This window comes from Enterobacter sp. SGAir0187 (genome assembly GCF_002952735.2).
Taxonomy (GTDB): Bacteria; Pseudomonadota; Gammaproteobacteria; order Enterobacterales; family Enterobacteriaceae; genus Enterobacter; species Enterobacter quasiroggenkampii.
Genome location: NZ_CP025034.2, coordinates 3,530,922 through 3,553,273 on the forward strand (window position 1 = coordinate 3,530,922; position 22,352 = coordinate 3,553,273).

At 57.4% G+C, this 22,352-nt stretch carries 23 protein-coding genes; 19 read left to right on the top strand and 4 right to left on the bottom strand.

Annotated elements, in window-relative coordinates; all coding sequences use genetic code 11:
* Positions 1 to 110 precede the first annotated feature (110 nt).
* The 3 genes from CWR52_RS17030 to queE all read left to right on the top strand — a co-directional run bounded on the left by CWR52_RS17030 (position 111) and on the right by queE (position 3,103).
* Positions 111 to 1,670, top strand: coding sequence for a PTS transporter subunit EIIC (locus CWR52_RS17030; protein WP_104950210.1), 1,560 nt, complete (start codon positions 111 to 113; stop codon positions 1,668 to 1,670).
* The gene (locus CWR52_RS17035; RefSeq protein WP_104950211.1) at positions 1,670 to 2,359 is read left to right on the top strand and encodes an N-acetylmannosamine-6-phosphate 2-epimerase; all 690 of its coding nucleotides are present in this window, start codon (positions 1,670 to 1,672) and stop codon (positions 2,357 to 2,359) included. Before CWR52_RS17030 ends, CWR52_RS17035 begins: the two co-directional genes overlap by 1 nt.
* A gap of 72 nt (positions 2,360 to 2,431) precedes the next feature.
* Positions 2,432 to 3,103, top strand: coding sequence for a 7-carboxy-7-deazaguanine synthase QueE (gene queE / locus CWR52_RS17040; protein WP_023333236.1), 672 nt, complete (start codon positions 2,432 to 2,434; stop codon positions 3,101 to 3,103).
* Positions 3,104 to 3,191: 88 nt separating this feature from the next.
* On the opposite strand, the gene queD is transcribed toward queE, so the two are convergent.
* Positions 3,192 to 3,554, bottom strand: coding sequence for a 6-carboxytetrahydropterin synthase QueD (gene queD, locus CWR52_RS17045; protein WP_008499619.1), 363 nt, complete (start codon positions 3,552 to 3,554; stop codon positions 3,192 to 3,194).
* Positions 3,555 to 3,860: 306 nt separating this feature from the next.
* Between queD and cysJ the strand changes: the two genes are divergently transcribed.
* From cysJ to cysH, 3 genes are read left to right on the top strand one after another with little or no spacing between them, the layout of a single operon-like run.
* The gene (gene cysJ / locus CWR52_RS17050) at positions 3,861 to 5,666 is read left to right on the top strand and encodes an NADPH-dependent assimilatory sulfite reductase flavoprotein subunit (protein WP_104950212.1); all 1,806 of its coding nucleotides are present in this window, start codon (positions 3,861 to 3,863) and stop codon (positions 5,664 to 5,666) included.
* Positions 5,666 to 7,378, top strand: a complete 1,713-nt coding sequence (gene cysI, locus CWR52_RS17055; protein ID WP_104950213.1) for an assimilatory sulfite reductase (NADPH) hemoprotein subunit — start codon at positions 5,666 to 5,668, stop codon at positions 7,376 to 7,378. The genes cysJ and cysI overlap by 1 nt, the downstream gene beginning before the upstream one ends.
* Before the next feature lie 15 nt (positions 7,379 to 7,393).
* Positions 7,394 to 8,128: a phosphoadenosine phosphosulfate reductase gene (gene cysH, locus CWR52_RS17060; RefSeq protein ID WP_104950214.1), complete on the top strand. Its 735-nt coding sequence runs from the start codon at positions 7,394 to 7,396 to the stop codon at positions 8,126 to 8,128.
* Positions 8,129 to 8,242: 114 nt separating this feature from the next.
* Here the strand turns inward: cysH and CWR52_RS17065 are convergent, their stop codons facing one another.
* Positions 8,243 to 9,286, bottom strand: a complete 1,044-nt coding sequence (locus tag CWR52_RS17065) for an aminopeptidase (RefSeq protein WP_104950215.1) — start codon at positions 9,284 to 9,286, stop codon at positions 8,243 to 8,245.
* A 237-nt stretch (positions 9,287 to 9,523) separates the two neighbouring features.
* Here CWR52_RS17065 and cysG point away from each other — a divergent pair, with 237 nt between their 5' ends.
* The 13 genes from cysG to rpoS all read left to right on the top strand — a co-directional run bounded on the left by cysG (position 9,524) and on the right by rpoS (position 20,612).
* Positions 9,524 to 10,882: a siroheme synthase CysG gene (cysG, locus tag CWR52_RS17070; RefSeq protein ID WP_048224629.1), complete on the top strand. Its 1,359-nt coding sequence runs from the start codon at positions 9,524 to 9,526 to the stop codon at positions 10,880 to 10,882.
* Positions 10,883 to 10,891: 9 nt separating this feature from the next.
* The gene (gene cysD / locus CWR52_RS17075) at positions 10,892 to 11,800 is read left to right on the top strand and encodes a sulfate adenylyltransferase subunit CysD (RefSeq protein ID WP_006811770.1); all 909 of its coding nucleotides are present in this window, start codon (positions 10,892 to 10,894) and stop codon (positions 11,798 to 11,800) included.
* A 9-nt stretch (positions 11,801 to 11,809) separates the two neighbouring features.
* Entirely contained in the window at positions 11,810 to 13,234 is a 1,425-nt protein-coding gene (cysN, locus tag CWR52_RS17080; RefSeq protein ID WP_104950216.1) for a sulfate adenylyltransferase subunit CysN, read from the top strand.
* Entirely contained in the window at positions 13,234 to 13,839 is a 606-nt protein-coding gene (gene cysC, locus CWR52_RS17085) for an adenylyl-sulfate kinase (protein ID WP_021241908.1), read from the top strand. The genes cysN and cysC overlap by 1 nt, the downstream gene beginning before the upstream one ends.
* Positions 13,840 to 13,897: 58 nt before the next feature.
* Positions 13,898 to 14,224, top strand: coding sequence for a DUF3561 family protein (locus CWR52_RS17090; protein WP_008499610.1), 327 nt, complete (start codon positions 13,898 to 13,900; stop codon positions 14,222 to 14,224).
* Positions 14,225 to 14,390: 166 nt separating this feature from the next.
* Positions 14,391 to 14,702 carry a cell division protein FtsB gene (ftsB, locus tag CWR52_RS17095; RefSeq protein ID WP_008499609.1) on the top strand — a complete coding sequence of 104 codons (312 nt, stop codon included), beginning with the start codon at positions 14,391 to 14,393 and terminating at the stop codon, positions 14,700 to 14,702.
* Between the two features lie 19 nt (positions 14,703 to 14,721).
* On the top strand, positions 14,722 to 15,432 hold the full coding sequence (ispD, locus tag CWR52_RS17100; protein WP_104950217.1) for a 2-C-methyl-D-erythritol 4-phosphate cytidylyltransferase: 711 nt from the start codon (positions 14,722 to 14,724) through the stop codon (positions 15,430 to 15,432).
* Positions 15,432 to 15,911 (top strand): 2-C-methyl-D-erythritol 2,4-cyclodiphosphate synthase, encoded by a 480-nt coding sequence (ispF, locus tag CWR52_RS17105; protein WP_008499607.1) that lies wholly within the window; start codon positions 15,432 to 15,434, stop codon positions 15,909 to 15,911. Before ispD ends, ispF begins: the two co-directional genes overlap by 1 nt.
* A complete protein-coding gene (gene truD, locus CWR52_RS17110) occupies positions 15,908 to 16,957 on the top strand; it encodes a tRNA pseudouridine(13) synthase TruD (RefSeq protein WP_104950218.1) in 1,050 nt (349 codons plus the stop codon). Before ispF ends, truD begins: the two co-directional genes overlap by 4 nt.
* The gene (gene surE, locus CWR52_RS17115) at positions 16,938 to 17,699 is read left to right on the top strand and encodes a 5'/3'-nucleotidase SurE (protein WP_021241911.1); all 762 of its coding nucleotides are present in this window, start codon (positions 16,938 to 16,940) and stop codon (positions 17,697 to 17,699) included. The genes truD and surE overlap by 20 nt, the downstream gene beginning before the upstream one ends.
* The gene (locus tag CWR52_RS17120; RefSeq protein ID WP_008499604.1) at positions 17,693 to 18,319 is read left to right on the top strand and encodes a protein-L-isoaspartate(D-aspartate) O-methyltransferase; all 627 of its coding nucleotides are present in this window, start codon (positions 17,693 to 17,695) and stop codon (positions 18,317 to 18,319) included. Before surE ends, CWR52_RS17120 begins: the two co-directional genes overlap by 7 nt.
* A 116-nt stretch (positions 18,320 to 18,435) precedes the next feature.
* Positions 18,436 to 19,560, top strand: coding sequence for a murein hydrolase activator NlpD (nlpD, locus tag CWR52_RS17125; protein WP_104950219.1), 1,125 nt, complete (start codon positions 18,436 to 18,438; stop codon positions 19,558 to 19,560).
* 59 nt (positions 19,561 to 19,619) lie between these two features.
* Entirely contained in the window at positions 19,620 to 20,612 is a 993-nt protein-coding gene (gene rpoS / locus CWR52_RS17130; RefSeq protein WP_008499600.1) for an RNA polymerase sigma factor RpoS, read from the top strand.
* A 52-nt stretch (positions 20,613 to 20,664) separates the two neighbouring features.
* Here rpoS and CWR52_RS17135 read toward each other — a convergent pair whose 3' ends face one another.
* Positions 20,665 to 21,045, bottom strand: coding sequence for a DUF4440 domain-containing protein (locus CWR52_RS17135; RefSeq protein WP_104950220.1), 381 nt, complete (start codon positions 21,043 to 21,045; stop codon positions 20,665 to 20,667).
* Entirely contained in the window at positions 21,042 to 22,244 is a 1,203-nt protein-coding gene (locus CWR52_RS17140) for an MFS transporter (RefSeq protein WP_104950221.1), read from the bottom strand. Before CWR52_RS17140 ends, CWR52_RS17135 begins: the two co-directional genes overlap by 4 nt.
* Between the last annotated feature and the right edge of the window lie 108 nt (positions 22,245 to 22,352).

The window sequence follows — 22,352 nt, forward strand, 5'->3', positions numbered from 1 at the left end:
TGCCAGTCATTTTGAAAAAGTATGATCGTCGTCCTGGTTTGTGATGATAATTTTCACTATTAAATATTTATATGGTAAAAATTTTCATCGTTTAATGAGGGGATGAAAAAATGATGCAAATATTCAGTGGGGCTTCTTCAGGAGGATGGTTTGAAAAAGCGCAGCGCTTTGGCAAATCCTTTATGTTGCCGATTGCCGTGTTGCCTGCGGCGGGTCTGCTGCTGGGGATAGGCGGCGCGTTATCGAATCCCAACACGCTGGCGGCCTATCCGTTTTTAGACGTGAGCTGGCTGCAGGCCATTTTCACTATCATGAGCAGCGCAGGATCCATCGTGTTTGCGAACCTCTCGGTGCTGTTTGCCGTTGGGGTAGCCGTCGGGCTGGCAAAAAGCGATAAGGGCACGGCCGGGCTGGCGGCGCTGCTCGCGTTTCTGGTGATGAATGCCACCATCAACGCGCTGCTGATCCTTACCGGCAAACTGGCGCATGAAAACCCGGGGGCCGTGGGGCAGGGCATGACGCTGGGTATTCAGACGCTGGAAACCGGCGTGTTTGGCGGCGTGGTGATTGGGCTGGTGACCTGCGCGCTCCATCATCGGTTTAATAAAATTGCGCTTCCGCAGTTTCTGGGCTTTTTTGGCGGCTCGCGCTTTGTTCCCATTATCAGTTCGCTGGCGGCGATACTCGTCGGTGCGCTCATGACCGTGGTCTGGCCGCATTTCCAGAAGCTGATTTTTGGTCTGGGCGGGCTGGTGGATGCGACCGGCTATCTGGGCACCCTGCTGTACGGCTTTATTCTCCGCATGCTGGGCCCGTTCGGTCTGCACCACATCTTCTATCTGCCTTTCTGGACCACCGCGCTTGGCGGGAGTGAAATCGTCAACGGACACCTCGTGGAAGGCACGCAGCGGATCTTCTTCGCTCAGCTGGCTGACCCGAACACGCAACATTTCTATGAGGGAACATCACGCTTCATGTCCGGGCGCTTTATTACGATGATGTTTGGCCTGCTCGGGGCGTGCCTGGCGATGTACCACACGGCAAAACCCGAGAACAAAAAACGCGTTGCCGGACTGCTGCTTTCTGCGGCGTTAACCTCGTTCCTGACGGGGATTACCGAGCCTATCGAATTCTCGTTCCTGTTTATTGCGCCGGTACTCTACGTCATCCATGCGCTGTTTGACGGGCTGGCATTCATGCTCGCGCACATGCTGCATATCACCATCGGGCAAACCTTCTCCGGCGGTTTCATCGACTTCGTGCTGTTCGGCATTTTGCAGGGAGAGGCCAAAACCAACTGGATGTTCGTTCCGCTGGTCGGCGTACCGTGGTTCTTCCTGTACTACTTTACCTTCCGCTATCTGATTAACCGCTTTGATTTCGCGACGCCGGGTCGGGAAAAGGAGGCGATTGCTGACGAAGTCAGTCTGCCGCAAAACGAACGCGCTGCTGCGGTGATCGCCGGATTAGGCGGAAAAGACAATCTGGGCGAGGTGGACTGCTGCGCCACGCGTCTTCGCGTGACGGTTAAAGACGGCAGCAAAGTGAATGACGCGGCGCTGAAAGCCACCGGGGCGCGCGGCGTTATCGTGCGCGGCAACGGCGTTCAGGTCATCTATGGCCCGCACGTCACGATTATCAAAAACGAAGTGGAAGAGATCTTATCGTAATGAAAACTGTACTGGAAAACCTGAAGGGAAAACTGATCGTCTCTTGTCAGGCGCTGGAAAATGAACCGCTGCACAGCCCGTATATTATGTCGAGAATGGCGCTGGCGGCGGCACAGGGCGGGGCCGCGGCTATTCGCGCCAACAGCGTGGTGGATATCGAGGCCATTAAGCAGCAGGTGTCTTTACCGGTTATCGGCATCATCAAACGGGACTATCCAGGGAGCGAAGTATTTATCACCGCTACGATGAAAGAGGTTGATGAGCTCATGGCCGTCTCTCCGGAAATCATTGCCCTTGATGCGACGGCGCGGGAACGTCCTGGCGGTGAATCCCTGGAAACACTGGTCACGGCCATCCGCTCACGTTACCCCTCGGTACAGCTGATGGCAGATATTTCCACCGTAGACGAAGCCGTGACGGCGCAGACGCTTGGCTTTGACTGCGTCGGTACCACGCTGTACGGCTATACGGAGGAAACGGCAGGCCATACGCTTCCGGAGAATGACTGTGCGTTCCTGAAAGCGGTGCTGGCGGCCGTGACGGTCCCCGTGGTTGCCGAAGGCAACGTCGATACGCCCGAGCGCGCGGCCCGGTGTCTGGCGCTGGGCGCGCATACGGTCGTTGTCGGCGGCGCGATCACCCGTCCACAGCAAATTACGGAACGGTTTATGGCGGCGATTGGCGCGTAAAGCACCGATGGAGCATGACCATCCGGCGGGGATCTGCGATACTTATCGTTTATCCCCTTTACTGAGATGACTATGCAGTACCCGATTAACGAGATGTTCCAGACCCTGCAAGGCGAGGGTTACTTTACCGGCGTTCCCGCTATTTTCATTCGTTTACAGGGATGCCCGGTTGGCTGTGCCTGGTGTGACACCAAACATACGTGGGATAAGCTCGCAGATCGGGAAGTGTCGCTGTTTAGCATTCTGGCGAAAACCAAAGAGAGCGATAAGTGGGGGGCGGGCAGTTCTGAAGATCTGCTGGCCATTATTGGTCGTCAGGGCTGGACGGCGCGCCACGTGGTGATCACCGGCGGTGAACCCTGCATCCACGATCTGACGCCGCTGACCGAGCTGCTCGAAAAGAACGGCTACAGCTGCCAGATCGAAACCAGCGGCACCCATGAAGTGCGTTGTTCACACACCACCTGGGTGACGGTATCGCCAAAAGTGAATATGCGCGGCGGGTACGACGTGCTGTCTCAGGCGCTGGAGCGCGCGGATGAGATTAAGCACCCGGTAGGGCGCGTGCGTGATATCGAAGCGCTGGATGAACTGCTGGCCACCCTGACGGATGAAAAGCAGCGGGTGATTGCCCTGCAGCCTATCAGCCAGAAAGACGATGCAACGCGCCTGTGCATTGAAACCTGTATTGCGCGCAACTGGCGCCTGTCGATGCAGACGCACAAATATCTGAATATTGCCTGAAAAAAAGCCCGGTGGCGCGAACGCTTACCGGGCCTGTGTTTCGAGGCTTTTGTAGGCCGGATAAGGCGAAGCCGCCACCCGGCAAGCATCACTCGCCGCGATACACGCAGCCTGCCGTACAGGTCTCTTTGATCATCACCGCGCTCAGCAGCGGTACCCGCGGTTTCATCTGATCCCAAATCCATTTTGCCAGCACTTCGCTGGTCGGGTTTTCGAGGCCCGGGATCTCATTCAGGTAGTAGTGATCCAGACGATCGTAGGTCGGCTTAAACGCCGCCTTCAGCTCGGCAAAATCCATGATCCAACCGGTATGCGGATCAACTTCACCGGTGATCTCAAGACGCACCATGAACGAATGCCCGTGCAGACGGCCACATTTATGCCCTTCAGGGACATGCGGAAGGTGGTGGGCGGCTTCGAAGGTGAAATCTTTAAACAGTGTGGTGGACATGATCGCTCTCAGTAATGCGGAAAAAACCGCCGCATAGTACCGGAAAGCACAATTTTTAGCATTAACTAAAACGGCTCTGAGCGGCAACCTCCTCGTATTCAGGGTGTTTATCGCTTTTTGTTCTTTTATTTCATAAGGTTATTTAATCGGTTTTATCGCTAAGCATGACAACCAAAACAGGTTAGTCCATTTGGTTATTTATTATTTCCATCCCTTCTTTAATTGTTATTATCCTCGCCGTTAACCTTATCTTCAGTTTGGATTTATTCGCTTAAAGTCCGCTTGGCTACTGGAACATAACGACGCATGACAACACAGGCCCCACCTTCAAACTTGCTTCCCCTGAACCCGGAGCAACTGGCGCGCCTTCAGGCTGCCACCTCTGATTTTTCTCCCACTCAGCTTGCCTGGGTCTCCGGTTATTTCTGGGGAATGCTCAATCAACAGCCTGGCGCTGTGGCGGGTGCATCGGCCACGGCCGTTGAAATTCCGGCCATTACCCTGATTTCCGCCTCGCAGACGGGCAATGCCCGCCGCGTGGCCGAAGCATTGCGCGACGACCTGCTGGCCGCCAAACTGAACGTGAACCTGGTCAACGCCGGGGATTACAAATTTAAGCAAATCGCGTCGGAAAAACTGCTGGTGGTGGTTGCCTCTACGCAGGGTGAAGGTGAACCCGCTGAAGAAGCGGTGGCGCTGCATAAGTTCCTGTTCTCGAAAAAAGCGCCGAAGCTGGATGGCACGGCGTTTGCCGTCTTTGGCCTGGGCGACACCTCCTATGAATTCTTCTGCCAGTCTGGCAAAGACTTCGACAGCAAGCTGGCGGAGCTGGGCGCGGAGCGCCTGCTGGACCGCGTTGACGCGGATGTCGAATACCAGGCCGCCGCCGCCGAATGGCGCGCCCGCATCGTTGAGGTGTTAAAAGCGCGCGTGCCGAAAGAGACGTCGACGCAGGTCGCGTTCACCGCGACGGGTGCCGTCAACGACATTCACACCAGCCCGTACACCAAAGAGGCGCCGCTGACGGCAAACCTGTCGGTGAACCAGAAAATCACCGGACGTGACTCGGAAAAAGACGTCCGCCATATCGAAATCGATCTGGGCGACTCGGGCCTGCGCTATCAGCCTGGCGATGCGCTGGGCGTCTGGTATCAGAACGATCCGGCGCTGGTGAAAGAGCTGGTTGAGCTGCTGTGGCTGAAAGGCGACGAGCCTGTCACCGTTGAAGGCAAAACGCAGCCGCTTTCTGAAGCGTTGCAGTGGCATTTTGAGCTGACGGTGAACACCCCGAATATCGTCGAAAATTATGCCACCTTGACGCGCAGCGAATCTCTGCTGCCGCTGGTGGGCGACAAGGCGAAGCTGCAGCATTACGCCGCGACGACGCCGATTGTCGATATGGTGCGCTTCTCTCCGGCACAGCTGGACGCCGATGCGCTGATCGGTCTGCTGCGTCCGCTCACTCCGCGCCTGTACTCCATCGCCTCTTCGCAGGCTGAAGTGGAGAGTGAAGTGCATATTACCGTCGGCGTGGTGCGTTACGATATCGAAGGCCGCGCCCGCACGGGTGGGGCATCAGGCTTCCTGGCGGATCGCGTGGAAGAAGAGGGCGAAGTGCGCGTCTTTATCGAGCACAACGATAACTTCCGCCTGCCGGCAAACCCGGAAACGCCGGTCATTATGATTGGCCCGGGCACCGGCATTGCGCCGTTCCGCGCCTTCATGCAGCAGCGCGCGGCAGACGGCGCGCCGGGTAAAAACTGGCTGTTCTTTGGCAATCCGCACTTTACCGAAGATTTCCTCTACCAGGTTGAGTGGCAGCGCTATGTGAAAGAAGGCGTACTGACCCGTATCGATCTGGCCTGGTCCCGCGACCAGAAAGAAAAAGTATACGTACAAGACAAACTGCGCGAACAGGGCGCAGAACTGTGGCGCTGGATCAATGACGGTGCCCACATTTATGTCTGCGGCGACGCCAATCGCATGGCGAAAGACGTTGAGCAGACTTTGCTGGAAGTGATTGCCGAATTCGGCGGTATGGATGCCGAAGCGGCGGACGAATTTATAAGTGAGCTGCGCGTTGAGCGCCGTTATCAGCGAGATGTCTACTAATGAGCGAAAAACATCCAGGGCCACTGGTGGTCGAAGGTAAACTGACAGACGCCGAGCGCATGAAGCTGGAAAGCAACTATCTGCGTGGCACCATTGCTGAAGATCTGAATGACGGTCTCACCGGCGGTTTCAAAGGCGACAACTTCCTGCTGATCCGTTTCCACGGCATGTACCAGCAGGACGACCGCGACATCCGCGCCGAGCGTGCAGAGCAGAAGCTGGAGCCGCGTCACGCGATGCTGCTGCGCTGCCGTCTGCCGGGTGGGGTGATTACCACCAAACAGTGGCAGGCGATCGACAAGTTTGCCGGTGAAAACACGATCTACGGCAGCATCCGTCTGACCAACCGTCAGACCTTCCAGTTCCACGGCATTCTGAAGAAGAACGTCAAGCCGGTCCACCAGATGCTGCACTCCGTTGGGCTGGACGCGCTGGCGACCGCAAACGACATGAACCGTAACGTGCTCTGCACCTCGAACCCGTATGAGTCCGAGCTGCATGCCGAAGCGTACGAGTGGGCGAAGAAGATCTCCGAGCATCTGCTGCCGCGTACGCGCGCCTATGCAGAGATCTGGCTCGATCAGGAAAAAGTCGCCACTACGGATGAAGAACCGATCCTTGGCCAGACCTATCTGCCGCGTAAGTTTAAAACTACTGTCGTGATCCCGCCGCAGAACGATATCGACCTGCATGCCAACGACATGAACTTCGTGGCGATTGCCGAAAACGGCAAGCTGGTCGGCTTTAACCTGCTGGTGGGCGGCGGCCTGTCCATTGAGCACGGTAACAAGAAAACCTACGCCCGCACCGCAAGCGAGTTCGGCTTCCTGCCGCTGGAGCACACGCTGGCCGTGGCGGAAGCGGTAGTGACCACCCAGCGCGACTGGGGCAACCGTACCGACCGTAAAAACGCGAAAACCAAATACACCCTGGAGCGCGTGGGCGTGGAGACGTTCAAAGCGGAAGTGGAGCGTCGCGCGGGCATCAAGTTTGAGCCGATCCGCCCTTTCGAATTCACCGGTCGCGGCGATCGCATTGGCTGGGTGAAGGGTATCGACAATAAATGGCACCTGACGCTGTTTATCGAAAACGGCCGTATTCTGGATTATCCGGGGCGTCCGCTGAAAACCGGCCTGCTGGAAATTGCGAAGATCCATAAGGGCGAGTTCCGCATTACGGCTAACCAGAACCTGATCATTGCCGGCGTGCCGGAAAGCCAGAAGGCGAAGATCGAGAAGCTGGCGCGCGAGCATGGGTTGATGGATGCGGTGAAGCCGCAGCGCGAAAACTCAATGGCCTGCGTGTCGTTCCCGACCTGCCCGCTGGCGATGGCGGAAGCGGAACGTTTCCTGCCGTCGTTTACCGACAAAGTGGAAGCGATTCTGGAAAAACACGGCATTCCGGACGAGCATATTGTTATGCGCGTCACCGGGTGTCCGAACGGCTGCGGTCGCGCGATGCTGGCCGAGCTCGGACTGGTGGGGAAAGCGCCGGGTCGTTACAACCTGCACCTGGGCGGTAACCGTATCGGTACGCGCATCCCGCGTATGTTCCGCGAGAACATCACCGAGCCGGAAATTCTTGATTCCATCGACGAGCTTGTCGGGCGCTGGGCGAAAGAGCGCGAAGCGGGTGAAGGCTTCGGCGACTTTACGGTGCGTGCGGGCATCATTCGCCCGGTGCTCGATCCCGCCAGGGATTTCTGGGAATAACCACGAGAGGTAATTATGTCCGTACTCGATCTAACCGCCCTAAATGACCTGCCAAAAGTCGAACGCATTCTGGCGCTGGCAGAAACCAATGCCCACCTTGAAAAGCTGGACGCCGAAGGGCGCGTGGCGTGGGCGCTGGAAAACCTGCCGGGAGAGTATGTGCTCTCGTCGAGCTTTGGTATTCAGGCGGCGGTCAGCCTGCATCTGGTGAATCAGATCCGTCCGGACATTCCGGTGATCCTCACCGACACCGGCTACCTGTTCCCGGAAACCTACCAGTTTATCGACGAGCTCACGGACAAGCTCAGGCTGAACCTCAAAGTTTACCGCGCGACGGAGAGCGCGGCCTGGCAGGAGGCGCGCTCCGGCAAGCTGTGGGAGCAGGGCGTTGAGGGCATTGAGAAATACAATGAGATCAACAAAGTTGAGCCGATGAACCGGGCGCTGAAAGAGCTTAATGCTCAGACGTGGTTTGCGGGTCTGCGCCGCGAGCAGTCCGGTAGCCGGGCAACCTTACCGGTGCTGGCGGTGCAGCGCGGGGTGTTTAAAGTGCTGCCGATTATCGACTGGGATAACCGGACGGTGTATCAGTACCTGCAAAAGCACGGGCTGAAATACCATCCGCTGTGGGACCAGGGCTATCTGTCGGTGGGAGACACCCACACCACGCGTAAGTGGGAACCGGGAATGGCGGAAGAAGAGACGCGATTCTTCGGGCTGAAGCGCGAGTGCGGGTTGCACGAAGGGTGATAACCTTTTTGCCCGGTGGCGCTGCGCTTACCGGGCCTACAAAGGATTAATTCTCCCTCTCCCCGTGGGAGAGGGTTGGGGTGAGGGCATCAGGCCGCACTATGCTTAACGGCCTCAGGCTTTCCCCGCTTTCGCCAGCTCCTTCACCAGCGGCAGCATCACCTTCACCACATCACGACTGCGGTGCTCAATCCGCTGCGGCAGCACGCGATCGATGTGCTGCTGATTATCCAGCATCACGTTGTGCCAGCTCGTCCCGTCCGGGAAGGCCTTCGATTTAGCTCGTTGCTGGTAGCCATCTTTTTTGCCCAGCGCCCAGTTTGTCGCTTCCACGTACAGCACCGGAATGCCCGCCTTATCGAACACTTCCCCGTCGTTACAGCAGCCTGTGCCTCGCGGATAATCCGGGTTACCGCCGGGGTTGCTGGTGGCATAAACCCCGTGGCTGCGGGCAATCGCCAGCGCACGATCTCGCGTCAGTTTCCGCACGGTACCCGGCGTACTCTGCCCGCTATTGAAATAGAGCTTGTCGCCGACGATCAGGTTATCGAGGTTGATCACCAGCAGCGTATTTTTCTTCTCCTCAGCGCTCATGCGTTTAAGGAGATTCTCAGCGCCGAGTTTGCCCTCTTCTTCACCGCTGGTGGCAACAAAACGAATGCCATATTGGGTGGGAATATCTTTCATCCGCTCGGCCAGTTCGAGCATCACGCCCAGGCCTGCGGCATTGTCGTCCATGCCCTGCAGCGTCAGCCCGCCAAGATTATTATCCGTATCGGCGTCACTCATCGGGGCGTAGGTATCAAGGTGCGCCATAATAATAATTTGCTCTTTTGCGGTGCCTTCGTGGGCCGCAATCACCGTACTGCCGGTCACGTTATGCCAGTTTTTCGTTTTATTTCGTGAGGTATAGACGTAGCGGCTGTGAAACGAGCGGATATCGCTCTGATAACCCATGTCGGCAAACTGCTGGCGAAGATAGTCTGCGGAGAGCATTTCCGCAGGCGATCCGGTCATGCGCCCGGGGAAAACGGTGGCAATATGCCGCGCCTGCATATTGGCGATTTCACCATAAGGTTGGTTTTTTGCCTGAGCGGGAAGAATAAAGCAAACGCCGAGCGCCAGGGCAGCAATACGGTGGCGCGTTGCGGAAAACATAGTGAGTCCTTAAAAACAGAGCAAAATAGTCACCCGCCTAGTATGAAACTGTGATTGTCCATACACAATTTGAATTCCTCTTAAATGCCCGAAATATCGCGTGTTAAGCACTTTTTGGTATTAGCATTTTTATCGCGTTATTCCATTGAGTAACTACTCATTCCAATTCGTAATTTCATTCGGTCTAAGCCGCCCCCTATAGTCCCTCTATTCCTCGTTGTTAGTGAGTTGTTGCCTGTGGACTATCTGCCCTTATTTGCTGCGATTAAAGAGAAACCGGTGCTGGTTGTTGGCACGGGTGAAATCGCCGATCGCAAAATTGCGTTTCTGCAGCGTGCAGGGGCGCAGGTGCAGATCGTTGCAGAGGCAGATTTTCACGAGTCACAAATCGACAGCGTCGTGCTGGTGATTGCGGCGACCGAAGATCGTGACCTCAACCGGCGGATCTCCGACGCCGCTCAGGCCCGTTACCGCCTGGTGAACGTGGTGGACGACCAGCCTTTATGCTCGTTTATTTTCCCGTCGATCGTTGACCGCTCGCCGCTGCTGGTGGCGATCTCCTCCGGCGGGACCGCACCGGTGCTGGCGCGCGTGCTGCGGGAAAAAATCGAAGCGCTGCTGCCGACCAGCCTCGGGCGGATGGCGGAGAAAGCCAGCTACTGGCGCAACCATCTGAAAACCCGCCTGACCAGCGTGACGGAACGCCGTCGCTTCTGGGAGCGCGTGTTTCGCGGCCGCTTTGCCAGCCTGATGCATGCCGGTAATGAGACGGCGGCGCAGAAAATCCTCGAGGACGAACTGGATAACCCCGGCAGCACCGGCGGGGAGATCATTCTGGTAGGCGCAGGTCCGGGCGATGCCGGGCTTCTGACGCTGCGCGGCCTGCAGGTGCTGCAGGACGCGGACGTGGTGTTCTACGACCATCTGGTCACCGACGGCGTGCGCGAGCTGATCCGTCGCGACGCGGAGCAAATCTGCGTCGGCAAACGGGCAGGCGAGCACTCTGTGCCGCAGCACGACACCAACCAGATGCTGGTTGACGCCGCCAAAGCGGGCAAAACCGTGGTGCGCCTGAAGGGGGGCGATCCGTTTATCTTCGGTCGCGGCGGCGAAGAGCTGCAGGCGGCGGCCGAAGCGGGCATACCGTTCCAGGTGGTGCCCGGCATCACGGCGGCCTCTGCGGTGACGGCCTACGCCGGTATCCCGTTGACCCACCGCGATTACGCCCAGAGCGTCACCTTTGTGACCGGCCACTATAAGGCGGACAGCACGCCGTTTGACTGGTCGCATCTCGCCCAGAGCCGCCAGACGCTGGCGATATACATGGGCACGATGAAGGCGGCGGACATCAGCGAACAGCTTATTCAGCACGGTCGCGAGGCGACGACGCCCGTTGCCGTCATTTCTCGCGGCACGCGCGTCGATCAGCACGTTGCGACGGGCACCCTGGAACATCTTGCAACCCTGGCGAAAGACGCCCCTATGCCCGCCCTGATCGTGGTGGGGGAAGTGGTGCAGCTGCACAGCACGCTCGCCTGGTTTCAGCACACAACCGATACAGAAGGCTTTGGTTCTTCTGTTGTAAATTTGGCTTAAGGAACGGTTATGGACCAAAAACGTCTTACACACCTGCGGCAGCTCGAAGCGGAAAGTATCCATATCATCCGCGAAGTGGCCGCCGAGTTTTCTAACCCGGTGATGATGTACTCCATCGGTAAAGATTCCAGCGTCATGCTGCATCTGGCGCGTAAAGCGTTTTATCCAGGTACGCTGCCGTTCCCGCTGCTGCACGTGGATACCGGCTGGAAATTCCGCGAGATGTACGAATTCCGCGATCGTACCGCGAAAGCCTACGGCTGCGAGCTGCTGGTTCATAAAAACCCGGAAGGGGTGGCGATGGGCATTAACCCGTTCGTGCACGGCAGCGCCAAACACACCGATATCATGAAGACCGAAGGGCTGAAGCAGGCGCTGAACAAATACGGTTTTGATGCGGCCTTCGGCGGCGCGCGCCGTGACGAAGAGAAATCCCGCGCTAAAGAGCGTATCTACTCCTTCCGCGACCGCTTCCACCGCTGGGACCCCAAAAACCAGCGTCCGGAGCTGTGGCACAACTACAACGGCCAGATTAACAAGGGCGAAAGCATCCGCGTCTTCCCGCTCTCTAACTGGACCGAGCTGGATATCTGGCAGTACATCTATCTGGAAAACATCGAGATCGTTCCGCTGTACCTGGCCGCCGAGCGCCCGGTGCTGGAGCGCGACGGCATGCTGATGATGATCGACGACGATCGCATCGACCTGCAGCCGGGCGAAGTGATCAAAAAACAGATGGTCCGTTTCCGCACCCTTGGCTGCTGGCCGCTGACCGGCGCGGTGGAGTCCAGTGCGCAGACGCTGCCGGAGATCATCGAAGAGATGCTGGTCTCGACCACCAGCGAGCGACAGGGGCGCGTGATTGACCGCGACCAGGCAGGCTCCATGGAGCTGAAGAAACGTCAGGGTTATTTCTAAGGAGCCGCCATGAACACCACTATTGCTCAACAAATTGCCAAAGAAGGCGGTGTGGAAGCGTATCTGCATGCGCAACAACATAAAAGCCTGCTGCGTTTTCTGACCTGCGGCAGCGTGGATGACGGGAAAAGTACCCTGATTGGCCGCCTGCTGCACGATACGCGCCAGATTTACGAAGATCAGCTCTCTTCCCTGCATAATGACAGTAAGCGTCACGGTACCCAGGGTGAAAAGCTGGATCTGGCGCTGCTGGTGGATGGCCTGCAGGCGGAGCGCGAGCAGGGCATCACTATCGACGTGGCCTACCGCTATTTCTCTACCGAGAAGCGCAAATTTATTATCGCCGACACCCCGGGGCACGAACAGTACACCCGCAATATGGCGACCGGCGCGTCGACTTGCGACCTGGCGATCCTGCTGATCGACGCGCGTAAAGGCGTGCTGGATCAGACCCGTCGCCACAGCTTTATCTCCACGCTGCTGGGGATCAAACACCTGGTGGTGGCGGTCAACAAAATGGATCTGGTGAACTTCAGCGAAGAGAAGTTCGAGGAGATCCGCCAGAGCTACCTGACCTTTGCCGAACAGCTGCCGGGCAACCTGGATATCCGCTTTGTGCCGCTCTCGGCGCTGGAAGGGGATAACGTCGCCTCCCAGAGCGCGAACATGCCGTGGTACAGCGGCCCGACGCTGCTGGAGGTGCTGGAAACGGTTGAAATCCAGCGCGTGGTCGACACCCAGCCGATGCGCTTCCCGGTGCAGTACGTGAACCGTCCTAACCTCGATTTCCGCGGTTTCTCAGGCACCCTCGCGTCAGGCTCCGTGAAGGTCGGTCAGCGCGTCAAGGTGCTGCCATCCGGCGTGGAATCGACCATTGCGCGTATCGTCACCTTCGACGGCGATCTCCAGGAGGCGGGCGCCGGTGAAGCGGTTACGCTGGTGCTGAAAGACGAGATTGATATCAGCCGGGGCGATCTGCTGGTGGATGCCCAGGAAACCCTGGCCGCCGTGCAGGGGGCTTCCGTGGATGTTGTGTGGATGGCGGAGCAACCGCTGACGCCGGGCCAGAGCTACGACATCAAAATTGCCGGCAAGAAGACCCGCGCCCGCGTGGACGGTATTCAGTTCCAGGTGGACATCAACAATCTGACCCAGCGCGAGGTTACCGAGCTGCCGCTGAACGGTATTGGTCTGGTCGATCTGACCTTCGACGAACCGCTGGTGCTGGATCCGTATCAGCAGAACCCGGTGACGGGCGGGCTTATCTTTATCGACAGGCTGACCAACGTTACCGTCGGGGCCGGTATGGTACGCGAACCGATTGAACAGGCTGCCGTGGCCTCTGAATTCAGCGCCTTTGAGCTGGAACTGAACGCGCTGGTGCGTAAACATTTCCCGCACTGGGGCGCGCGCGATCTGCTGGGAGGCAAGTAATGGCCGCGCATGATGAGAACGTCGTCTGGCATCCTCATCCGGTCACCGTCGCCCAGCGCGAACAGCTCCACGGTCACCGTGGGGTTGTGCTGTGGTTTACCGGGCTGTCCGGCTCGGGTAAATCGACGGTGGCGGGCGCGCTGGAAGAGGCATTGCATCAGCAGGGCGTAAGCACGTACCTGCTGGATGGCGACAACGTGCGCCATGGCCTGTGCAGCGATTTAGGGTTCAGCGACGACGACCGCAAAGAGAACATCCGCCGGGTCGGGGAAGTCGCCAGCCTGATGGCCGATGCCGGGCTGGTAGTGCTGACCGCGTTTATCTCTCCGCACCGCGCCGAGCGCCAGATGGTGCGCGAACGCGTCGGTCAGGATCGCTTTATTGAAGTGTTTGTGGATACGCCGCTGGAGGTTTGCGAAGCGCGCGACCCGAAAGGGCTGTACAAAAAAGCGCGTGCCGGAGAACTGCGCAACTTCACCGGAATTGACGCGGTCTACGAAGCGCCTGAATCGCCTGAAATTCACCTGGAGGGTCAACAATTGGTAACAAATTTAGTAAGCCAATTATTAGACCTGCTCAGACGGGACGATATTATCAGATCCTGAGACGGTATCGTTCGGGAGCTGTCTTCCCGAACGATGAGTCACGGTCACAGGACTAGCTATGCGCAACAGTGAACATTACATTACCACTACCGGGTCGGAGCCGCTTGCGACCGACGACGAAACGACCTGGTCATTTCCTGGGGCCATCATTGGCTTCGTCTCATGGTTGCTGGCGCTGGGTATCCCGTTTCTTATCTACGGCGGCAACACGTTGTTCTTCTTTCTCTACACCTGGCCTTTCTTTCTGGCGCTGATGCCCGTGGCGGTTGTCGTCGGCATTGCGCTGCACTCGCTGCTCAATGGCAAGCTGCTCTACAGTACCGTGGTCACGATTGTGACGGTGGTTCTGATGTTTGGTCTGTTATTTTTGTGGCTCATGGGCTAACTTCAGCCATAATTCAAACCGTAACCAACTGTGTAACGATATTGAGCAGGACGATTCTGCGGAAAAAATGTGGTACATTTGCCCGCGATGTTGCGGCATCTCTGTTACCCCGGCGTAGTGCTCTGGGGAAGTCTTGGGATGATGATGCCGTTTTTCAGGGGGCAGGATGGGTAAACTAACGCTGCTGTTGCTGGCTTTGCTAATCTGGCTGCAATATTCGCTGTGGTTCGGTAAGAACGGACTGCACGACTATAGCCGGGTGAGCGATGACGTCGCGGCTCAGCAGGCAACAAACGCCAAACTTAAGGCGCGAAACGATCAACTCTTCGCTGAAATTGATGACCTCAATGGCGGGCAAGAGGCGATTGAGGAGCGCGCACGCAATGAACTCAGTATGACTAAGCCGGGCGAAACCTTTTATCGTCTGGTTCCGGATGCGTCTAAACGCAATCAGGGCTCAGCACAAAACAATCGATAATCAGGCCCAGGATTACGACATGGCAGCAACTTTTTCGGACGTATGTGCCGTGGTGCCGGCCGCAGGTTTTGGCCGGCGCATGCAGACAGAATGTCCCAAGCAGTACCTCTCAATTGGCGATAAAACGATCCTTGAGCACGCCGTGGCGGCGCTGCTGGCGCACCCGCGGGTGACGCGGGTGATCATCGCTATCAGCCCGGGCGATGCGCGCTTCGCGCAGCTACCGCTGGCAAATCATCCTCAGATTACCGTTGTCGATGGCGGTGCCGAGCGCGCCGATTCCGTGCTGGCTGGCATTCAGGCTGCCGGTAACGCGCCGTGGGTGCTGGTGCATGACGCGGCGCGTCCGTGCCTGCATCAGGACGATCTCGCTCGCCTGCTGGCGTTGAGCGAAACCAGCAAAGTGGGTGGCATTCTGGCCGCCCCCGTGCGCGACACCATGAAGCGTGCCGAGCCGGGCAAACGGGCTATCGCCCACACTGTCGATCGCGTCGATCTATGGCACGCGCTGACGCCGCAATTTTTTCCCCGCGAATTACTCCGCGACTGCTTAACGCGCGCGCTTAACGAAGGTGCGACCATTACGGACGAAGCCTCTGCGCTGGAGTACTGCGGTTTCCACCCAACGCTTGTTGAAGGACGTGCTGATAATATTAAAGTGACGCGTCCGGAAGATTTACAGCTCGCGGAATTTTATCTTACCCGTTTGACCCATCAGGAGAAGGCATAATGCGAATTGGACACGGTTTTGATGTACACGCCTTTGGCGGCGAAGGCCCAATTATCATTGGCGGCGTGCGCATTCCTTATGAAAAAGGGCTGCTGGCGCATTCTGATGGCGACGTGGCGCTGCATGCGCTGACCGACGCGCTGTTGGGCGCGGCCGCACTGGGTGATATCGGCAAGCTGTTCCCGGACACCGACCCGGCGTTTAAAGGGGCAGACAGCCGTGAACTGCTGCGCGAAGCGTGGCGCCGCATCCAGGCGAAAGGCTACACCCTTGGCAACGTCGACGTGACGATTATCGCCCAGGCCCCGAAAATGCTGCCGCACATTCCGCAGATGCGCGTGTTTATCGCAGAAGATCTGGGCTGCCATATGGACGACGTGAACGTCAAAGCGACGACGACCGAGAAGCTGGGCTTCACCGGTCGTGGCGAAGGGATTGCCTGTGAAGCCGTGGCGCTGCTGGTGAAGGCGAGCAAATGACAGACTTCGACAACCTGACATATCTGCATGGCAAACCGCAGGGGAACGGGGTGCTGAAAGCCAGCCCTGAAGATTTCCTCGTGGTCGAAGATCTGGGCTTTGAGCCGGATGGCGAAGGCGAACATATCCTGGTGCGCATTCTGAAAAATGGCTGCAATACCCGCTTTGTGGCTGACGCGCTGGCAAAATTTCTCAAAATTCATGCCCGCGAGGTGAGCTTTGCCGGGCAGAAAGATAAACACGCCGTCACCGAACAGTGGCTCTGCGCGCGCGTTCCCGGCAATACGATGCCTGATTTAAGCAAATTTGAGCTTGAGGGCTGTAAGGTACTGGAGTATGCCCGCCACAAGCGCAAACTGCGTCTGGGCGCGTTGAAAGGCAACGCGTTTACGCTGGTGCTGCGCGAAGTGACTGATCGTGAAGACGTTGAAAAACGTCTGAACGCCATCAGCGACCGCGGCGTACCGAACTACTTTGGCGCGCAACGTTTCGGCATTGGCGGCAGCAACCTGCAGGGCGCACTGCGGTGGGCGCAAAGCGACGCGCCGGTGCGGGACAGGAATAAACGCAGTTTTTGGTTGTCGGCGGCCCGCAGTGCGTTGTTTAATCAGATTGTGAGCGAAAGGCTGAAAAAACCGGACGCGAATCAAGTTGTTGTTGGCGATGCGCTACAATTAGCGGGACGCGGAAGCTGGTTTGTGGCAACGGCCGAAGAGATGGCCGATGTCCAGTCGCGCGTGGACGCAAAAGGGCTGCTGATCACCGCCGCGTTGCCCGGTACGGGCGACTGGGGAACCCAGGGGGAGGCCCTGGCCGCCGAGCAGTCAGCCGTGGCGGATGCGCCAGAATTGCAGTCCTTGCTGGTGCGGGAAAAAGTCGACGCGGCACGCCGCGCGATGCTGCTCTATCCGCAGCAGTTAAGCTGGAACTGGTGGGATGACGTGACCGTCGAGTTACGCTTCTGGCTGCCGGCAGGCAGCTTTGCCACCAGTGTTGTCAGGGAACTTATCAACACCTCGGGTGATTATGCGAATATTGCTGAGTAACGATGACGGGATCCACGCGCCGGGCATTCAGACCTTGGCGAAACACCTCCGTGAGTTTGCGGATGTGCAGGTCGTGGCACCCGATCGTAACCGCAGTGGAGCGTCTAACTCGCTGACGCTGGAGTCGTCGCTTCGCACCTTTACCTTTGAAAATGGCGATATTGCCGTACAGATGGGCACGCCAACCGACTGTGTTTTTCTGGGCGTGAACGCGCTGATGCGGCCGCGTCCGGATATCGTCGTCTCCGGCATTAACGCCGGGCCTAACCTCGGCGATGACGTGATTTACTCCGGCACTGTGGCGGCCGCAATGGAAGGACGACATCTGGGGTTCCCGGCGCTGGCGGTCTCGTTGAACGGCTACACGCACTACGACACCGCCGCCGCGGTGACCTGTTCGATCCTGCGGGCGCTCGGCCGTGAGCCGTTGCGTACCGGACGCATCCTCAACATCAACGTGCCGGATCTTCCTCTTGATGAAATTAAAGGCATCCGCGTCACCCGTTGCGGGAGTCGACATCCTGCCGATCAGGTGATCCCGCAGCAGGATCCGCGCGGCAACACGCTTTACTGGATCGGCCCTCCCGGCGATAAGTGCGATGCGGGTCCGGATACCGACTTTGCCGCTGTGGAGGAAGGCTATGTTTCGGTGACCCCGCTGCACGTAGATTTAACCGCGTATAGCGCGCATGATGTGGTGTCGGGCTGGCTGGATCGCGCAGGAGTGAACGCGCAATGGTAAACAAACGTGTACAAACTCTTCTGGAACAACTACGCGCGCAGGGGATCCGCGACGAGCACGTGCTTGAAGCACTCGCCCTGGTTCCGCGTGAGAAATTTGTAGACGAGGCGTTTGAACACAAAGCGTGGGAAAACGTGGCGCTGCCCATCGGGCAGGGCCAGACGATTTCGCAGCCTTACATGGTGGCGCGCATGACGGAGCTGCTGGAGCTGACGCCCGACTCCCGCGTGCTGGAGATTGGCACCGGGTCGGGGTATCAGACCGCGATCCTGGCGCATCTGGTGCATCATGTTTGCTCCGTTGAGCGGATCAAAGGTTTACAGTGGCAGGCGCGTCGTCGCCTGAAACAACTTGATTTACATAATGTTTCGACACGGCACGGTGATGGATGGCAGGGTTGGAAAGCTCGCGCCCCGTTTGACGCGATCATCGTGACGGCGGCCCCGCCTGAAATTCCAGCAGCCCTGTTGTCGCAGCTGGACGAGGGGGGCATTCTGGTTCTGCCTGTCGGGGACGAGCAGCAGCTGTTGAAGCGCGTTCGTCGGCGCGGCGGCGAGTTTATTATCGACACCGTGGAAGCCGTGCGCTTTGTGCCTCTGGTGAAGGGGGAGTTGGCCTGAGACTCGGAATTATCCAGGGTTATTAAGGCAAATTCAGCGTATGGTGTGGCGCGAAAGATTTGTGCCATCACGGTAAATTTTAAGTCACTGGTAGTTAACACATTCCTGGGGGATAAATGAGCGCGGGAAGCCCTAAATTCACCATCAGCCGTGTTGCGGCATTATCACTGGTTTCGCTCTGGCTGGCAGGCTGTACAAGTTCTAACAACGCACCTGCGCCCGTCAGTTCCGTCGGCGGAAACAGCGGCTCCGGTAACACGTCCGGCGGAATGTTAATCACGCCGCCACCTAAAATGGGGACGGCTGCACCGCAGCAAACGCCACAAATTCAGCCTGTGCAACATCCTGTTACACAGCCAATGCAGGTTCAGCCAGTTGAACAACCTGTTCAGACCCAAAATGGCCGCATAGTCTATAACCGCCAGTATGGGAACATTCCGAAAGGCAGCTACACCGGTGGCAGCACCTATACCGTGAAACGCGGTGATACGCTGTTCTACATTGCGTGGATCACCGGGAACGATTTCCGTGACCTCGCGCAGCGCAATAACGTCCAGGCCCCATACGGTCTGGAAGTCGGGCAAACGCTCCAGGTGGGCAACGCGACGGGCACGCCGCTTACGCCTGGCAATACGGTTTCAGCGGCCGATGTGACGGCTCAAAATAACAGCGTTAAGCCTGCACAAAAATCCACCACGGTGGTTGCTTCACAACCTGTAATTACGTATTCTGAGGATTCAGGTGATCAGACTGCTAACAAAATGTTGCCGAATAATAAAGGGACTGCGACTGCTGTCACAGCACCGGTTACGGCACCTGTGGTTAGCTCTAATGAACCGACTGCCAGCAGTATGACCTCCAGTTCGCCGATTTCTGCATGGCGCTGGCCGACTGACGGCAAGGTTATCGAAAACTTCTCTTCCTCCGAAGGGGGAAATAAAGGGATCGATATCGCAGGGAGTAAAGGACAGGCTATCATCGCGACCGCAGATGGACGCGTTGTGTATGCCGGTAACGCTCTGCGCGGTTACGGTAATCTTATTATCATCAAACATAACGATGATTACCTGAGTGCCTACGCCCATAACGACACAATGCTGGTCCGGGAACAACAAGAAGTTAAGGCGGGGCAAAAAATCGCTACCATGGGTAGCACCGGAACCAGTTCTACACGCTTGCATTTTGAAATTCGTTACAAGGGGAAATCCGTAAACCCGCTGCAGTATTTGCCGCAGCGATAATTTGACGGGGCATGCCAGCCAGGGTGTCTCGTTCAGGGATCACGGGTAGGAGCCACCTTATGAGTCAGAATACGCTGAAAGTTCATGATTTAAATGAAGACGCGGAATTTGATGAGAACGGAGTAGAGGCTTTTGACGAAAAAGCCTTAGTAGAAGAGGAACCCAGTGATAACGATTTGGCTGAAGAAGAGCTGTTATCGCAGGGTGCCACACAGCGTGTACTGGACGCGACTCAGCTTTACCTTGGGGAGATTGGTTACTCCCCACTGCTAACGGCCGAAGAAGAAGTCTATTTCGCACGTCGTGCTTTGCGTGGTGATGTGGCCTCGCGTCGTCGCATGATTGAAAGTAACCTGCGACTGGTCGTGAAAATTGCCCGCCGTTACGGCAATCGTGGTCTGGCTCTGCTGGATCTGATTGAAGAGGGCAACTTAGGTCTCATCCGCGCAGTTGAGAAGTTTGACCCGGAACGCGGGTTCCGTTTCTCAACCTACGCGACCTGGTGGATTCGTCAGACCATCGAACGGGCTATTATGAACCAGACCCGTACGATCCGCCTGCCGATTCACATCGTCAAAGAGTTGAACGTCTACCTGCGCACCGCACGCGAGTTGTCCCATAAACTGGACCACGAGCCAAGCGCAGAAGAAATTGCCGAACAACTCGATAAACCGGTTGATGACGTAAGCCGTATGCTGCGTCTCAACGAGCGCATTACCTCCGTTGACACCCCGCTGGGTGGCGACTCCGAAAAAGCGCTGCTGGACATCCTGGCCGATGAAAAAGATAACGGTCCGGAAGACACCACGCAGGACGATGACATGAAACAGAGCATCGTCAAATGGCTGTTCGAACTGAACGCCAAACAGCGTGAAGTGCTGGCACGTCGTTTCGGTTTACTGGGGTATGAAGCTGCGACACTGGAAGACGTCGGCCGTGAAATTGGCCTGACCCGTGAACGTGTTCGTCAGATTCAGGTTGAAGGTCTGCGCCGCCTGCGTGAAATCCTGCAGGGGCAAGGTCTGAATATCGAAGCGCTGTTCCGCGAATAAGCAACCTTTCGTCAAAAAAGGCCCGTCGTGAGACGGGCCTTTTTCTTTTGTGTTACGGTTGGGTCGCCGTCTCGTGCAGCAGACGCCACACTATCCGATCGCCTTCATGACTGAGCACCGCGGTTGACCAGCGCACGTTGACGGGCAGGTCTGGCCGGGTTTGTGTCTCCCGGTAGTGAAGCACAGCACCCTGTGCGCCGCTTTGGATCGTGGTTAATTCGTCAATGACGATCTTCAGTCCAGGACGGCTTCCGCGCTGTTTTTCCAGAAAACTGGCCAGGCCGCGATAGTCGATCTGCACACCGCCCGGCGGGATCATCAGAAAATCGGGACGGAAACGGGCGAGAAGGGCATCCGGATCGCCATCACCTTTGCCTAACCAGTCTTCAAGCGCAATGTGGAGGTCGATAATGTCGTGTTCGAAAGGCGTCATGTATTCTCCTGTCGCAGCTGGGTGAGCACCTGCGTATTGTTTAGACGAAAAACGTACAGTACAGGCAGCAAGGTCATGCCTGCGGCAAAAATAAACATCCCGTACCAGGCGGCGTGAGGTGTCAGCCACGTCTGCGCCAGGTTCAGCACCTGCGCAAGCAGCAGGGCACCGGCAAAAAAGCTCAGCTGACGATTGAGATTCCACAGCGCGCTGGCATCCGGCATCTCGTCCCGGCGCATTGTCAGAAACGCGCTGCTCTGAGCCGTACTGCTGCACAGGCTTCCTCCCGCGCCCATCAGGGTAAACGCGACGGCAGGTAGCAGCGTAGCCGAACTGACGTTAATCAAAAGCAGAATACCCGTCGCCTGCAGCAGGCAGCCGATGACGATCAGCGGTCGGGGGCCGATACGGTTAAAATAACGTCCCGTTGCCGTGATGGCGATAAACGATGCCACGGACCACGGCAGCATGAGCATTCCCGTTGCGGCAGGGCTCATGTTCGCCTCGTGCTGAAGATAAAACATCCCCGTGACGTTCACCCCAATAAATATGCCGGGGACGCACAAGTAGACAAGTATCGAAAAACGCAAAAGTGGGTCCGCGAGCAACGACAGGTTTAGCAGTCTGGCCGCGTTCATCGCAGGCATTTCGTGTTTAAGCCACAGGCAGGCTAAAACAATGGTCACGATAGCCACCGGGAGCGTGGCGAAAAATATCCATCGCCAGCTTAGCGTCTGCACCAGAAGTCCCCCGACAGCCGGGGAGCATGCCGGAGCAAGTAGCGCGACCAGCATCACCGCCGAGGAGAGTCTGGCGCGCTCGTGAGGCTGAAACTGTTGCCAGGTCAGCGCCTGTCCGACGGGGATCAGTAAGCCTCCTCCAACGCCCTGGAGTACTCGCCAGGCGATCAGACCTTCAAGCGTTGCAGACAGGCCCGCCGCTGCGGAGGCTGCGCTGAACAGAAAAAGCGAGAGCAGGATGACGCGCTTTGGCCCGATGCGGCGCGTCAGCACGCTGCTGAACGGGATCACCAGCGTCAGGCCGGCAATGTACCCGTTACTAACCCAGGCAAGGGCTGAAGGCGTGGTGTTAAACGCGTGGGCCATTGCCGGAAAGGCGACGCTGGCAATAAACATGTTGATCAAATCAAGAAAAAAGCCCAGCAGATAAACAGCGGCAATTTTGCTGCGATACGTCATGGTGGATCCTCCGGTGAGGTGGCGTATCGTATCGATCCGGGAATCACGGATAAACCTGACAAAGCGCGATATACTGTCAAAAATATTTTGACAGTATCGGGCGAGATG

Bases quoted from the DNA above. Each gene is read 5' to 3' on its own strand.
- queD (WP_008499619.1), bottom strand. From the start codon at position 3,554: ATGTCCACCACACTGTTTAAAGATTTCACCTTCGAAGCCGCCCACCAC.
- CWR52_RS17030 (WP_104950210.1), top strand. From the start codon at position 111: ATGATGCAAATATTCAGTGGGGCTTCTTCAGGAGGATGGTTTGAAAAA.
- cysD (WP_006811770.1), top strand. From the start codon at position 10,892: ATGGACCAAAAACGTCTTACACACCTGCGGCAGCTCGAAGCGGAAAGT.
- CWR52_RS17035 (WP_104950211.1), top strand. From the start codon at position 1,670: ATGAAAACTGTACTGGAAAACCTGAAGGGAAAACTGATCGTCTCTTGT.
- ftsB (WP_008499609.1), top strand. From the start codon at position 14,391: ATGGGTAAACTAACGCTGCTGTTGCTGGCTTTGCTAATCTGGCTGCAA.
- cysN (WP_104950216.1), top strand. From the start codon at position 11,810: ATGAACACCACTATTGCTCAACAAATTGCCAAAGAAGGCGGTGTGGAA.
- CWR52_RS17065 (WP_104950215.1), bottom strand. From the start codon at position 9,286: ATGTTTTCCGCAACGCGCCACCGTATTGCTGCCCTGGCGCTCGGCGTT.
- queE (WP_023333236.1), top strand. From the start codon at position 2,432: ATGCAGTACCCGATTAACGAGATGTTCCAGACCCTGCAAGGCGAGGGT.
- rpoS (WP_008499600.1), top strand. From the start codon at position 19,620: ATGAGTCAGAATACGCTGAAAGTTCATGATTTAAATGAAGACGCGGAA.
- CWR52_RS17120 (WP_008499604.1), top strand. From the start codon at position 17,693: ATGGTAAACAAACGTGTACAAACTCTTCTGGAACAACTACGCGCGCAG.
- ispD (WP_104950217.1), top strand. From the start codon at position 14,722: ATGGCAGCAACTTTTTCGGACGTATGTGCCGTGGTGCCGGCCGCAGGT.
- cysH (WP_104950214.1), top strand. From the start codon at position 7,394: ATGTCCGTACTCGATCTAACCGCCCTAAATGACCTGCCAAAAGTCGAA.
- nlpD (WP_104950219.1), top strand. From the start codon at position 18,436: ATGAGCGCGGGAAGCCCTAAATTCACCATCAGCCGTGTTGCGGCATTA.
- truD (WP_104950218.1), top strand. From the start codon at position 15,908: ATGACAGACTTCGACAACCTGACATATCTGCATGGCAAACCGCAGGGG.
- CWR52_RS17140 (WP_104950221.1), bottom strand. From the start codon at position 22,244: ATGACGTATCGCAGCAAAATTGCCGCTGTTTATCTGCTGGGCTTTTTT.
- ispF (WP_008499607.1), top strand. From the start codon at position 15,432: ATGCGAATTGGACACGGTTTTGATGTACACGCCTTTGGCGGCGAAGGC.
- cysC (WP_021241908.1), top strand. From the start codon at position 13,234: ATGGCCGCGCATGATGAGAACGTCGTCTGGCATCCTCATCCGGTCACC.
- cysI (WP_104950213.1), top strand. From the start codon at position 5,666: ATGAGCGAAAAACATCCAGGGCCACTGGTGGTCGAAGGTAAACTGACA.
- surE (WP_021241911.1), top strand. From the start codon at position 16,938: ATGCGAATATTGCTGAGTAACGATGACGGGATCCACGCGCCGGGCATT.
- CWR52_RS17135 (WP_104950220.1), bottom strand. From the start codon at position 21,045: ATGACGCCTTTCGAACACGACATTATCGACCTCCACATTGCGCTTGAA.
- cysJ (WP_104950212.1), top strand. From the start codon at position 3,861: ATGACAACACAGGCCCCACCTTCAAACTTGCTTCCCCTGAACCCGGAG.
- CWR52_RS17090 (WP_008499610.1), top strand. From the start codon at position 13,898: ATGCGCAACAGTGAACATTACATTACCACTACCGGGTCGGAGCCGCTT.